The 12,586-nt window shown below is 34.6% G+C and carries 16 protein-coding genes; all 16 read left to right on the top strand.

Features of this window, described 5'->3' with window-relative positions; translation table 11 throughout:
- Position 1: 1 nt before the first annotated feature.
- The 16 genes from ACMW72_RS00895 (at position 2) to ACMW72_RS00820 (ending at position 12,577) form a co-directional block, all read left to right on the top strand.
- Positions 2 to 430 carry a flagellar hook capping FlgD N-terminal domain-containing protein gene (locus tag ACMW72_RS00895; protein WP_418366951.1) on the top strand — a complete coding sequence of 143 codons (429 nt, stop codon included), beginning with the start codon at positions 2 to 4 and terminating at the stop codon, positions 428 to 430.
- 3 nt (positions 431 to 433) lie between these two features.
- Positions 434 to 823 (top strand): TIGR02530 family flagellar biosynthesis protein, encoded by a 390-nt coding sequence (locus ACMW72_RS00890; protein ID WP_418366950.1) that lies wholly within the window; start codon positions 434 to 436, stop codon positions 821 to 823.
- Positions 824 to 896: 73 nt separating this feature from the next.
- Positions 897 to 1,814 carry a flagellar hook-basal body complex protein gene (locus ACMW72_RS00885; protein ID WP_418366949.1) on the top strand — a complete coding sequence of 306 codons (918 nt, stop codon included), beginning with the start codon at positions 897 to 899 and terminating at the stop codon, positions 1,812 to 1,814.
- Positions 1,815 to 1,873: 59 nt separating this feature from the next.
- Complete coding sequence (locus tag ACMW72_RS00880; RefSeq protein ID WP_418366948.1) at positions 1,874 to 2,068, top strand: flagellar FlbD family protein; 195 nt, start codon at positions 1,874 to 1,876, stop codon at positions 2,066 to 2,068.
- 29 nt (positions 2,069 to 2,097) lie between these two features.
- Complete coding sequence (locus ACMW72_RS00875) at positions 2,098 to 2,541, top strand: flagellar basal body-associated FliL family protein (RefSeq protein ID WP_418366947.1); 444 nt, start codon at positions 2,098 to 2,100, stop codon at positions 2,539 to 2,541.
- Between the two features lie 30 nt (positions 2,542 to 2,571).
- Positions 2,572 to 3,564 (top strand): flagellar motor switch protein FliM, encoded by a 993-nt coding sequence (fliM, locus tag ACMW72_RS00870; protein ID WP_418366946.1) that lies wholly within the window; start codon positions 2,572 to 2,574, stop codon positions 3,562 to 3,564.
- Positions 3,561 to 4,754 carry a flagellar motor switch phosphatase FliY gene (gene fliY / locus ACMW72_RS00865; RefSeq protein ID WP_418366945.1) on the top strand — a complete coding sequence of 398 codons (1,194 nt, stop codon included), beginning with the start codon at positions 3,561 to 3,563 and terminating at the stop codon, positions 4,752 to 4,754. The genes fliM and fliY overlap by 4 nt, the downstream gene beginning before the upstream one ends.
- A gap of 23 nt (positions 4,755 to 4,777) precedes the next feature.
- A complete protein-coding gene (locus ACMW72_RS00860; RefSeq protein WP_418366944.1) occupies positions 4,778 to 5,140 on the top strand; it encodes a response regulator in 363 nt (120 codons plus the stop codon).
- Between the two features lie 13 nt (positions 5,141 to 5,153).
- Positions 5,154 to 5,639: a flagellar biosynthetic protein FliO gene (locus ACMW72_RS00855; RefSeq protein WP_418366943.1), complete on the top strand. Its 486-nt coding sequence runs from the start codon at positions 5,154 to 5,156 to the stop codon at positions 5,637 to 5,639.
- On the top strand, positions 5,632 to 6,393 hold the full coding sequence (gene fliP, locus ACMW72_RS00850; protein WP_418366942.1) for a flagellar type III secretion system pore protein FliP: 762 nt from the start codon (positions 5,632 to 5,634) through the stop codon (positions 6,391 to 6,393). Before ACMW72_RS00855 ends, fliP begins: the two co-directional genes overlap by 8 nt.
- A 12-nt stretch (positions 6,394 to 6,405) precedes the next feature.
- Complete coding sequence (fliQ, locus tag ACMW72_RS00845; RefSeq protein WP_418366941.1) at positions 6,406 to 6,675, top strand: flagellar biosynthesis protein FliQ; 270 nt, start codon at positions 6,406 to 6,408, stop codon at positions 6,673 to 6,675.
- Positions 6,676 to 6,681: 6 nt separating this feature from the next.
- Positions 6,682 to 7,461 carry a flagellar biosynthetic protein FliR gene (gene fliR, locus ACMW72_RS00840; RefSeq protein ID WP_418366940.1) on the top strand — a complete coding sequence of 260 codons (780 nt, stop codon included), beginning with the start codon at positions 6,682 to 6,684 and terminating at the stop codon, positions 7,459 to 7,461.
- 1 nt (position 7,462) lies between these two features.
- Entirely contained in the window at positions 7,463 to 8,548 is a 1,086-nt protein-coding gene (gene flhB / locus ACMW72_RS00835; protein ID WP_418366939.1) for a flagellar biosynthesis protein FlhB, read from the top strand.
- A 72-nt stretch (positions 8,549 to 8,620) separates the two neighbouring features.
- The gene (gene flhA, locus ACMW72_RS00830) at positions 8,621 to 10,600 is read left to right on the top strand and encodes a flagellar biosynthesis protein FlhA (protein ID WP_418367371.1); all 1,980 of its coding nucleotides are present in this window, start codon (positions 8,621 to 8,623) and stop codon (positions 10,598 to 10,600) included.
- Entirely contained in the window at positions 10,600 to 11,724 is a 1,125-nt protein-coding gene (gene flhF, locus ACMW72_RS00825; protein WP_418366938.1) for a flagellar biosynthesis protein FlhF, read from the top strand. Before flhA ends, flhF begins: the two co-directional genes overlap by 1 nt.
- Positions 11,702 to 12,577 carry a MinD/ParA family protein gene (locus ACMW72_RS00820; protein ID WP_418366937.1) on the top strand — a complete coding sequence of 292 codons (876 nt, stop codon included), beginning with the start codon at positions 11,702 to 11,704 and terminating at the stop codon, positions 12,575 to 12,577. The genes flhF and ACMW72_RS00820 overlap by 23 nt, the downstream gene beginning before the upstream one ends.
- Positions 12,578 to 12,586 lie beyond the last annotated feature (9 nt).

Raw genomic sequence — 12,586 nt, 5'->3', positions numbered from 1 at the left:
GATGAATACCTATACGACAACGGGTGCAACAACAGTAAAAATAGCAAATCAACCATATATACGAAAAGACATTTTGGGGAAAGATGATTTTCTCAAAATATTTATTGCTCAACTAAAAAATCAAGATCCATTACAGCCGTTGCAAGATAAGGATTTTATTGCTCAAATGGCTCAGTTTAGCAGTTTAGAACAAATCACAAATATGACCACGGAATTAGCAGAAATTAAAGAATTACTAAACGCACAACAACATTCATTAAGTGTATTATCCAGTTTGATCGGGAAAATCGGTTATTGGGAAGATCAAGAAGGGACAGAACATTTTGGAGAAATTAATAGCGTACTATTAAAGGATCAAGAGTATTATGCCCTTATTGGTGATCAGGAAGTTCCCATCCAAGAACTATATAAAATAGAGTCAGGAGTGTAGTCGATGAGCGAATCCTTTAATATCGGTCAAGTCTATTTTCCAAAATCAATCATTGGTTTACAAAATACAGGAAAAGCTCATCATCAACAAGAATCTCGCTTTCAAGACATTCTGACTAACCAAATTCTTTCTCAACAAAAAGAATTGAAGTTTAGTGCTCATGCCTTGCAAAGAATGGATAGTCGTGGTATCAAATTAGAAGCAAACCTGATACAGCAGTTAAATGAGGCTGTAAAAAAGGCTGAAAGTAAAGGATCAAAAGACTCAATGATTTTAATGAATGATGTTGCTTTTATTGTAAATATTCCTAAGCGAGTCGTAGTTACTGCCCTTGATAAGCTATCGATGAAAGATCATGTGTTTACGCAAATTGATAGTGCGATCATTATTTAGGCTGGACCCAAAAGGGAGGCCTCGCGCCGTTGAACGATTGATACGGTGATATTAAAGGGAGGGTTAATTGATAATGCTACGTTCATTATATTCTGGTATTTCTGGTATGAAAGGTTTTCAAGTTAAACTTGATGTCATTAGTAACAATATTGCTAACGTAAATACCGTTGGCTTCAAAGCTGGGCGTGTTATGTTCCAAGATATATTAAGTCAAAAGATCGGTGGTGCAATGCAGCCAATAGCTGGACAAAGAGGAGGTATGAATCCTAAACAAGTGGGATTAGGTTCGATGGTTGGTTCTATTGATACCTTACATACTCCTGGGAGTTTTCAGACCACAAATGTGCTTACTGATCTAGCAATTGATGGAGATGGATTCTTTCAAGTATTAGATGCTCCCAATAATACAACCTATTTTACTCGAGCAGGGAATTTTACACTAGATGATAATGGGTACTTAGTAACTCCACAAGGTTATTATGTACAAGGGGTAGTTGTTGATAATACTGGAAAAGCCATAATCGATGCAAATGGAAATACAATTCCGACAAACATTCAAATTCCTGAGGAAGCTTACGATACAAATGCATCAAAGCAAATGGAAAAAGTGGTTGCCTATAATATCGCTTCTGACGGCGGTATTGATCTTACACTAGCTAATGGCTCGGTTATAAAATTAGCCAAAGATCCAACGAGCACTAATCCAACTGAATTTGTAAAAGTTGGCCTTGTGAAAATCACCAATCCTGGTGGTCTTGAAAAAGCTGGAAATAGTTTATATATCGAAACTTTAAATGCTCAAGCTGACGATATTAATGTCCCAACTGAATTAGGAACTAGCATTCGTACCGGTACCCTAGAAATGTCTAATGTTGATTTAACCAATGAATTCTCAGAAATGATCGTAGCTCAACGGGGTTTTCAAGCTAATACGAGGATTATTACAACTTCAGACGAAATCCTTCAAGAACTAGTTAATCTGAAACGATAGTAGTTGGTTAAACTGGGGAGGTTTCTCCCCAGTATTACCAGCTAAGGGGGGCAAAAGAAATGATTAAAGTCAACCGATTAGATGGTACTGAATTTGTCATTAATGGCTTATTGATCGAATCAGTAGAAAGCACCCCAGATACGATTGTCACATTAACTACTGGCAAAAAATTAATTGTAAAGCAAACAGTAGATGAAATCATTCAACTTTTTGAGGATTTTATTCGTAAAACTCATACGATACAATGTGAGTAAGATTAGTTTACATACTCGGAGGGTTCAATTTGTTTAAAAACAAATTATTTAATATGACATTAATTATTGTTTTAATTACGATACTGGCTATGGTCGCTTTCCTTTTATATCAATTTACCTTTCAAAATGTACGAACTGTACAAGGTAATCAAGTGAAATCACCATCCATTGACGAAATTGTATCATTGACTGTAAAAGTGCCTAAAATTAGTACAAATTTAGGAGATTCTACGGCAATTGTGCTTGAAATGACTTTACAAATGGATAATAAAGACGCAAAGGTTGAGGCTGAAAAACGAATGTTCCAAATTCAAGATAAAGTAAATTTGCTATTAAAAAACCAAACTGCCAAATCTTTTGCGAGTGAGGAAAAAATTAATCAATTTAAGGCGGAACTCATCTCTCGTTTGAATAAGATTTTATTAGAGGGTAAAGTGGTTCAAGTTGATATTACTCAAATCTTTTTACAATAGTTTGTCGCATAAATGGGAAGGTGAATCAGAATGAGCGAGATTCTTTCACAAAGTGAAATCGATGCACTATTAGCAGCATTAACTTCTGGAGAAATGAATGCAGAAGAACTGAAAGAAGAAGAAGAACAGAAAAAGGTAAAAGTTTACGATTTCAAAAGGGCACTTCGTTTTTCCAAAGATCAAATACGAAGTTTAACACGTATTCATGAAAATTTTGCTCGTCTCTTAACCACCCATTTTTCGGCACAACTTAGAACCTTTGTCCAGTTTACGGTCGTTTCTGTTGATCAGTTACCATATGAGGAATTCATTCGTTCGATCCCAAAAATGACGATTTTGAACATTTTTGAAGCGATGCCTCTTGAAGGAAGAATGGTAATGGAAGTAAATCCTAATATTGCTTATACGATGATAGACCGGGTTTTAGGAGGCCCTGGATTTTCCCCAGATAAGATTGGAAATTTAACCGAAATTGATACAATGATTATGGAAAGTATGTTTAGCAAAGCTTTGGATTACTTTCAAGAGGTATGGAAAAACATAATCGAGATCAACCCTCGTTTAGAAATGATTGAAGTGAATCCCCAGTTTATGCAAATTGTTTCACCCAATGATACTGTGGCAGTAATCTCTTTTAATACGAAAATCGGAGATACTTCAGGAATGATTAATCTTTGTCTGCCGCATGTTGTTTTAGAACCGATCATGCCAAAATTATCGTCACATCATTGGTTTTCAAAACAAAAAAAAATTGCGAACCAAGAAGATGTCAAAAATCTGCAGAAAAAAATTCATTACACAACATTACCCATTAAAGTGGAATTAGGACATACTGAAATAACAATTTCCGACCTTTTACAATTAAATGTTGGAGATGTGATACAATTGGATAAAAATGTAAAAGATCCATTAGTCGCTTCAGTTGGTGATGTACCAAAATACTATGTACAACCAGGGTTATTAAAGGGAAGGATAGCAGTACAAATCATAGAAAATATAGAGGAAGGGGGGGAATCAAAATGAGTAATGAGATGTTATCCCAAGATGAAATCGATGCATTATTAAGACAAACAATAGATGAGCAAGAAAACTTTACAGTAGACATAAATCAATATTTGACTCCAATGGAACAAGATGCTTTGGGAGAGATCGGAAATATCTCTTTTGGTAGTGCTTCTACTGCTTTATCAACACTATTAGGAACGAAAGTGGAAATTACTACACCTACTGTATCAGTTATAGAAAGAAAAAATTTGGCTAATGAATTTCCAACCCCATATGTTGCAGTGTATGTTCAATATACAGATGGTATACAAGGAACGAACGTTCTAGTTATCAAGTCATCAGATGCTAAGATTATTGCCGATTTGATGATGGGAGGAAGTGGTCAAGTTTTAGACGATAACTTAACGGAAATGGATATTAGTGCTGTTCAAGAAGCAATGAACCAAATGATGGGTTCATCTGCAACGTCGATGTCCACGATTTTTAATACAAAAGTTGACATTTCACCGCCAGGAATTGATATTCTTAATTTAACCGAGGGAAAAGGGGAAGAAAATATTCCAAATGATGATATTCTTATTAAAGTTTCCTTCCGTCTGCGTATAGGGACGTTAATTGATTCGAATATCATGCAAATAACAACAGTTGATTTAGCAAAAAAGATGGTTGGTCAATTATTAGGAACGGATACTTCAAGTACAACTCCTACTAAGAGTTATAATCTTCAAGAAAATAATAATGATTACGATTCTTCTTATCATCATGATGTGATTGATCGTCCAAAAGAGATTGAATATCAATCAAAACCGATGGATCATTATGAAAAAAGAGATACCTATTATCATTCTTCTAGAAATGTAACGAATAAAGAGCAAGTAAATCAGAATCCCAAAATACAAACTGCACAATTTGCAGATTTTGATTCGCAAAAATCTGTAAAAAACTTAGATCCTAATTTAGAAATCTTGATGGATATTCCTTTACAAATTACAGTAGAATTAGGTAGAACAAAAAAAATGATCAAAGAGATTTTAGAATTGGCACAGGGTTCAATCATTGAATTAGATAAATTAGCTGGAGAACCTGTGGATATTCTTGCAAACAATAAGTTAATTGCGAAAGGCGAAGTGGTTGTCATTGATGAAAATTTTGGCGTGAGGGTCACAGATATTATTAGTCAATCTGATCGAATTCGCAAATTACAATAAGTCATGAAAGGAGAGAGAACAATATGGGGAAAAAAATTTTAGTTGTTGATGATGCAGCGTTTATGAGAATGATGATTAAGGAAATTTTAACAAAAAACGGCTTTGAAGTTATTGGTGAAGCAAGCGATGGAATACAGGCTGTGGAAAAGTATAATGAACTCCGACCAGATTTAGTAACCTTAGATATCACCATGCCTGAAATGGATGGAATAACAGCTCTAAGAGAAATTAAAAAAATTGATCCGAATGCAAAAGTGATTATGTGTTCAGCGATGGGACAACAGGCAATGGTGATTGATGCAATTCAAGCAGGAGCAAAAGATTTTATTGTAAAACCATTTCAGTCAGATCGTGTCCTTGAAGCGATTACGAAAGCACTTGGTTAAGGATGAAATGGATATGACGAATCTAGGGTGGCAATTTTTTAAACTAATTTTCTTTTTATCTCTCATCTTAGTTATGATCTACTTTTTGTTTCGTTTTCTCTCTCGAAAAAATGGCTTCCTCCGTTCAAATGCTTTTCAACATCTTGGAGGGATTCCATTAGGGCAAAATAAATCGATTCAATTAGTAGAAATAGGTCAAAAAATTTATGTTTTAGGTATTGGACAAGAAGTCCGTTTATTACATATCATTGATAGCCAGGAAGAACTTATGCAAATAAAAGATGCAATGTCTTCTTTATCCCTAACAAATGATAGATTCATAGATTGGTTCAAGAGGGTGAAGGTAAACAGAAGCCATAAAAAAGACTCATTCGAAGAATTCCTTAATCAAAAAATGAGACAATTAAGGGATGAGCGAACTCTATCTTTGCAAGAAATCCTTGAAACTTCAAAAGACTCATCTTTAGAGAAAATAGAGAAAAGGGATTTAGATGGATAAGAGAATAGGTTATATACTATTAGGCTTATTTATTTTTTCGATCATTATTCCAACCACCGTTTATGCCGAATCCAATATCGTTATACCTGGATTTGATTTTAAAGTAGGAACATCCAATCAACCTGAGGATGTAATGACATCCCTTCAGATTTTGTTGTTATTAACTGTTCTATCATTGGCACCTGCAATTTTAATATTGATGACAAGTTTTACTAGAATCGTCATTGTTCTATCTTTTGTAAGAAATGCATTGGCGACACAACAAATGCCACCTAATCAAGTCATTATTGGACTAGCTTTATTTTTAACGTTGTTTGTGATGGGGCCAACGTTTAACGAGGTAAATCAGAATGCGATTCAGCCTTACATGAATGGGAAAATAAACCAACAACAGTTCATTGAGGAAGCGGCTAAGCCTTTTAAGCATTTTATGATTAAACAAACGCGAGAAAAAGATATTCTATTATTCTTGAATTATGCCAAAATGGATAAGCCTAAAAATGTGGAGCAAATGCCCCTTCGCGTGTTAGTTCCAGCGTTTGCGATTAGTGAGTTAAAAACAGCATTTCAAATGGGTTTTATGATTTTTATCCCTTTCTTAATTATTGATATGGTGGTATCCAGCATCTTAATGGCTATGGGAATGATGATGCTGCCACCTGTTATGATTTCATTACCTTTTAAGATTTTATTATTTATCTTAGTTGATGGTTGGTATTTAGTCGTGAAATCTCTTTTAGAAAGCTTCCATTAGGAGTGTTAAAAAATGTCACAAAACTTTATCCTTCATCTCTTTGAAAATGCCATTTATACGATTTTAATTGTAAGTGCTCCAATTATCGGGCTAGGTTTATTAGTCGGGTTGTTGGTAAGTGTTTTTCAAGCAACGACACAAATTCAAGAGCAAACACTAGCTTTTGTTCCTAAGATTGTTGCGATTTTGCTTGCGATTGTTTTCTTTGGACCATGGATGCTCTCTAGGTTAGTAGAATTTACACAGGCACTTTTTAGTCAACTAGGCAATTTCATAGGATGATGTTTCATGATTACCCTATCAGCCTTTTATTTATTCTTATTAATCTTTATTCGTATAACTTCATTTTTTGTAACAGCACCAGTTTTTTCTTCAAAAGGAATACCAATATTATATAAACTAGGAATTGCTTTTTTTATATCGCTGATCATTTTACCTGTGATTAAGGTAAATGTAACAGATTTAACATTAGATGGAACTTATTTGGTTTATCTTTTTCGTGAAATATTGGTTGGTCTTGTCTTAGGATGGATCGGTCAAATGCTTTTGATGGCTGTTCAAGTTGCAGGTTCATTACTTGATATGCAAATTGGGTTTGCGATAGCAAATGTCATTGATCCACAAACGGGTATTCAAAGTCCGCTCATGGGAAATTTTAAATATATCTTTGCCATTCTATTATTATTAACCTTAGATGGGCACCATCTTTTTCTTGATGGGATTGTATCAAGTTTCTACAAAATCCCTATTGCCAAGGACTGGCTATCTCAGATTCACCACGATTCTATGAATCGTTTTGGGTTAGATATTTTTCAATCGATGTTTATTATCGCATTTAAGATGGCTGCACCCATCATTGGAACGATATTTTTAAGTGATATGGCATTAGGAATCGTTTCAAGAACAGTCCCACAATTAAATATATTTGTTGTTGGATTACCGATAAAAATCATTGTAACCTTCTTAATGTTGCTTCTAATTGCACCAGGGTTCATCTATATTTTAAAGCAACTCTTTGAAGAGATATTTATCTCGATGAGACAATTGCTCGATTTAATGGGGTCATAATATGAATCAACTGCGAATGAATTTACAATATTTTGCAGAGGAAAAAACGGAAAAGGCAACGCCTCAGAAGAAAAAGGAGGCTCGAAAAAAAGGGCAAGTCGCCAAAACCCCTGAACTCCCTTCTGCTCTTATTTTTCTTTTTTCGTTTCTATTATTTTATTTATATGGGCCTATTTTATCACAACATTTTATCAAACTTTATAAAAAGATATTACAGCAATATCTTTTATATGAAGTTACTGTGGATAATCTACGACCATTATTTATAGGAATACTGTCGGATTTAGTTTTTGTCATTCTTCCGATTTTTGCTATTGCAGTCATTGGTGGTGTTGTTGGGAATTCGTTACAAGTAGGATTTCTAATTGTAAATGAACCCATAAAGATAAAATTGGATCGATTAAATCCATTAGAAGGAGCAAAACGAATTTTTTCCAAAAAAGCAATTGTAGACTTATTGAAATCGATTTTTAAAATTGTTCTGGTTGGTTATATTATTTACTCTGTTTTATGGGCTAACAAAGAAAAATTGTTAAGTCTATATCGTCTTGATCTTATCGAAATTCTTACATTTATCGGTAAAATGGTTCTTGAAATCGGGTTAAAATCATCCATCTTACTTATCATCTTATCGATACTCGATTATGTTTACCAACGTTATGATTATGAAAAAAACTTACGCATGTCAAAACAAGAAATAAAAGAAGAATTTAAGAAAACAGAAGGTGATCCTTTTATCAAAGGGAAGATAAAAGAAAGACAACGAAAAATGGCAATGAGTAGAATGATGCAAATGATACCTCAAGCAGATGTTGTAATTACAAACCCTACTCATTTTGCCGTTGCGATTTCGTATAAACCAAATGAGATGGAAGCTCCGAAAGTTGTTGCAAAAGGTATGGATTATTTAGCGTTGAAAATAAAAGAAATAGCAAAGGAACATCGTGTTGCTATTGTTGAAAATAGATGGTTAGCTAGAACTTTATACTATCAATTGGACATTGATGATTTTATTCCCACAGAATTATATCAAGCAGTGGCAGAAGTCTTAGCTTACGTTTACAAAATGAAGGGGATGGCCAAGTAAAAATTAGGGAGGAGAATAGAGTTGAAAGAGTTACGATATTTTGCAATACCAATCACAATTGTACTCATCATTATGATGATGGTCGTTCCTCTTCCTACATGGTTATTAAGTTTGCTACTTATTATGAATATCTCGTTATCACTAACAATCCTGTTGGTTTCCATGTTTACAAAAGAACCACTTCAGTTTTCTATTTTTCCTTCTTTGCTATTGATTACCACTTTATTTCGACTTGCTTTAAACGTTTCGACTACTCGTTCAATTTTAACGCATGGTGATGCTGGTAAAGTTATTGAGGCGTTTGGTCAGTTTGTTGTAGGTGGCAATCCTGTTGTCGGTTTTATCGTATTTATTATTCTTGTTGTTATTCAATTTGTGGTGATCACAAAAGGTTCGGAACGGGTAGCGGAAGTAGCTGCCCGCTTTACCCTTGATGCCATGCCTGGAAAGCAGATGAGTATTGATGCAGACTTAAATGCAGGAATGATTACAGAACAAGAGGCAAGGGAAAGACGAAAAAGAATTGAAAGAGAAGCTGATTTCTATGGAGCGATGGATGGGGCGAGCAAATTCGTAAAAGGTGATGCGATTGCTGGAATTATTATTCTAATTATTAACGTAATAGGCGGTTTTATTATTGGAATGGTTTATTTCCATCTTGATATTGCCCAATCTGCTGCTAGATTTACATTATTATCCATTGGTGATGGTTTGGTAAGCCAAATCCCTGCACTTATGATTTCAACGGCAACAGGAATTATTGTAACAAGAGCTGCTTCAGAGGGGAATTTAAGCGAGGATGTAACCAGTCAAATTTTTTCTTATCCGAAACTCCTATATATTGTTGCTGCTGCGATTATGGTTTTAGGTTTTTTTATTTCTCCGGTCACGACCTTTCCCATTGCAGGAGTTTTGGCAATAGGTGGATATAAAATGCAACAAAATCAAATCAAAGAACAAGTGAAAAACGAACAAATAGAAGAAGAAAAAGAGATGGAACAAGTTCGTAGCCCGGAGAATGTCATGCAATTACTCTCTGTCGATCCTATAGAATTTGAGTTTGGATATGGGTTAATCCCTCTTGCTGATACCAATCAAGGTGGGGATTTGTTAGATCGAGTCATCATGATTCGCAGACAAATTGCTCTGGAATTGGGATTATTGGTTCCAGTTATTCGAATTCGTGATAATATTCAACTTAAACCAAACCAGTATATTATTAAAATCCGCGGTAATCAAGTAGCAGAAGGCGAGATTTTACTGGATCATTATTTGGCGATGAGTCACGGAGTGGAAGATGATTCGATTACAGGGATTGAAACGAAAGAACCTGCTTTTGGACTACCTGCTTTATGGGTAAATGAAGAGATGAGAGAAAGAGCGGAGTTGGCAGGCTATACCGTTGTTGATGCACCATCTGTAGTGGCAACTCATTTATCGGAAGTTATCAAACGACATGCCTATGAATTATTGGGTAGACAAGAAGTTCGTGCACTTGTCGATCATTTGAAAGAGTCCCAACCTGCTCTTATCGAGGAATTGGTACCAAACTTACTATCAATTGGAGAAATTCAAAAGGTCCTAGCGAATTTACTAAAAGAAAAAGTTTCCATCCGAAATCTTGTAGTGATATTTGAAACGTTAGCTGATTATGCTAGTTACACGAAAGATCCATTCCTACTAACAGAGTATGTAAGACAAGCTCTATCAAGACAAATCACTTTACAATATGTGGAAAATGGTAAACCTTTAAAAGTGATTACGATTGGACCTGATTTAGAAAAGAAGATTAGCGAGAGCATTCAACATACTGAACAGGGAAATTATTTAGCTCTAGATCCTTCTACTTCTCAAATCATTTATCGGAATTTGAGTGAGCAAATCAATCGAATGGTACAAACAGGGAGTCAACCCATTCTTTTAACATCTCCCCTGATTAGAATGTATGTTAGACAAATCGTTGAACGTTTCATGCCGGAAGTTCCAATTTTGTCTTACAATGAATTGGAGCCTCATATTGAAGTGCAAAGTGTAGGAGTGGTGAACTTATAATGAGGGTAAAGCGTTATGTAACCAATACACTACCTCAAGCAATGGAACAGATTAAAATGGAGTTAGGACAGGATGCGATGATATTGCATACAAAAAAGATCAAGGTTGGAGGTTTTTTAGGATTTTTTGGGAAGGAAAAAGTTGAAGTGATTGCTGCAGTTGATCAAACTCCATCACGATCACAAGTCTCACATACAACGAATGAATCTGTTCCGGCTATAACTCAGTCTGATTCTATTATACAAGATGTTAAAGAAATTAAAAAACTTATGGTACAACTCATGATGAATCAAAAAAAAGATGGCCTAAATTTCAACTATTCAACTGAAGTTAAAGAAGTTTATCAACGCCTCATTAATCAAGGGGTTGAAGAAGAAATTGCCGGAGAAATTATTTCAGAAGTGATTGAAGGGTTAGGAGAACATAATCAAAAAACTCATATTTATGAAGCTACATTACAAAAAATGATTGAAAAGATAAGAAAGAATGGCGTTAAAAAAGAAATACAATCGCAAACGAAGATCATTCATGTCGTTGGGCCAACTGGTGTAGGAAAAACGACAACCATTGCAAAACTAGCAGCAGAGAGTGTGCTAAAATATCGTAAGAAAATTGCTTTTATTACGGCTGATACCTATCGAATTGCTGCTGTCGATCAACTTCGTACCTATGCCAATATTTTAAATGCCCCCATTGAAGTCGTATTCTCACCACAAGATACAATAAAAGCTTTAGAAAAATTGAGAGATTATGATCTCATTTTTATGGATACAGCAGGTCGAAATTATCACAATGAAATGTATATCTCCGAATTGAACCACCTCTTATCTACAAATGCTCAAAGTGAAACCTATTTGGTATTAAGTTTAACTCATAAATATGAGGATATGTTATCGATTCTTGAACATTTTAAAAAGGTGAATATTGACAAATTATTATTTACGAAATTTGATGAAACGTTATCTTATGGTACGATTATCAATATTGTTTCAAAGTATCCATATCCAGTTTCTTATATCACAAACGGTCAAAACGTTCCTGATGATATTGAAATTTTTGATGAAGAGAAAATTGCAAAAGCGATTTTAGGAGGGGTAATTGGTGATAATCAAAGATCAAGCTGAAAGCCTACGAAAAAGATTGCTAGCCTCTCCAATTCAAAATCCCCAATCCACCCGTGTGGTCACAATTACGAGTGGGAAAGGCGGGGTAGGAAAATCGAATTTTACCTTAAATTTTGCTTTAGCTTTATTAGATTATCATCATAAAACAACAATTTTAGATGCGGATATCGGTTTTGCGAACATTGATGTTTTAATGGGGGTTCATACGAAATATACTTTACAAGACCTCATAGAACGACGTCTTAAGGTTTGGGATATTATTGAAAAAGGGCCAAAAGGTTTAACGTTTATCGCCGGTGGGTCAGATTTAGAATTATTCATGAATCAACATAAATATGAAAACCTCTCCTACCTATTTGATCAATTTCAATTATTAAATGGTCATGTAGATACCTTATTAGTAGATACAGGAGCGGGCGTATCTGAAGAGTCATTAAGGTTTATGCTCTCAGCTGATGAAGTCTTTTTGGTCACTACTCCTGAACCAACAGCAATAACGGATGCTTATGCAATTATTAAACTCCTTCATTCTAAGGAAAAAACAAAAAAAGTCTCTTTAATTATTAATCGGGCCGCTAATGAAAAAGAAGCACATAGTACTGCTAATCGGATTCGCATTGTTTCAAAAAACTTTTTAGATTTTGATATCCATTACCTTGGTTACATATCTAACGATGAACATGTGCCAAAAGCAGTAAAAAAACAGGAACCTTTTTATTTAGCTTATCCAAATAGTAAAGCGAGTAAAAATATAAGAACAATTGTTGAGAAATATATTCAAAAACATGAACCAAGCAAAATAGGTGGAACAAAAGCTTTTTTGGAAAAAATGTATACCTTGTTTCGTAGATAGGAGTGATGG

This window comes from Tepidibacillus sp. LV47, from assembly GCF_048381575.1.
In the GTDB taxonomy this organism is placed as follows: Bacteria; Bacillota; Bacilli; order Tepidibacillales; family Tepidibacillaceae; genus Tepidibacillus.
Note: the sequence above shows the minus strand (reverse complement) of the source record. Positions and strands in the feature narration are given on the sequence as shown.

Bases quoted from the DNA above. Each gene is read 5' to 3' on its own strand.
- ACMW72_RS00895 (WP_418366951.1), top strand. From the start codon at position 2: ATGAATACCTATACGACAACGGGTGCAACAACAGTAAAAATAGCAAAT.
- ACMW72_RS00890 (WP_418366950.1), top strand. From the start codon at position 434: ATGAGCGAATCCTTTAATATCGGTCAAGTCTATTTTCCAAAATCAATC.
- ACMW72_RS00885 (WP_418366949.1), top strand. From the start codon at position 897: ATGCTACGTTCATTATATTCTGGTATTTCTGGTATGAAAGGTTTTCAA.
- ACMW72_RS00880 (WP_418366948.1), top strand. From the start codon at position 1,874: ATGATTAAAGTCAACCGATTAGATGGTACTGAATTTGTCATTAATGGC.
- fliM (WP_418366946.1), top strand. From the start codon at position 2,572: ATGAGCGAGATTCTTTCACAAAGTGAAATCGATGCACTATTAGCAGCA.
- fliY (WP_418366945.1), top strand. From the start codon at position 3,561: ATGAGTAATGAGATGTTATCCCAAGATGAAATCGATGCATTATTAAGA.
- ACMW72_RS00860 (WP_418366944.1), top strand. From the start codon at position 4,778: ATGGGGAAAAAAATTTTAGTTGTTGATGATGCAGCGTTTATGAGAATG.
- ACMW72_RS00855 (WP_418366943.1), top strand. From the start codon at position 5,154: ATGACGAATCTAGGGTGGCAATTTTTTAAACTAATTTTCTTTTTATCT.
- fliP (WP_418366942.1), top strand. From the start codon at position 5,632: ATGGATAAGAGAATAGGTTATATACTATTAGGCTTATTTATTTTTTCG.
- fliQ (WP_418366941.1), top strand. From the start codon at position 6,406: ATGTCACAAAACTTTATCCTTCATCTCTTTGAAAATGCCATTTATACG.
- fliR (WP_418366940.1), top strand. From the start codon at position 6,682: ATGATTACCCTATCAGCCTTTTATTTATTCTTATTAATCTTTATTCGT.
- flhB (WP_418366939.1), top strand. From the start codon at position 7,463: ATGAATCAACTGCGAATGAATTTACAATATTTTGCAGAGGAAAAAACG.
- flhA (WP_418367371.1), top strand. From the start codon at position 8,621: ATGATGATGGTCGTTCCTCTTCCTACATGGTTATTAAGTTTGCTACTT.
- flhF (WP_418366938.1), top strand. From the start codon at position 10,600: ATGAGGGTAAAGCGTTATGTAACCAATACACTACCTCAAGCAATGGAA.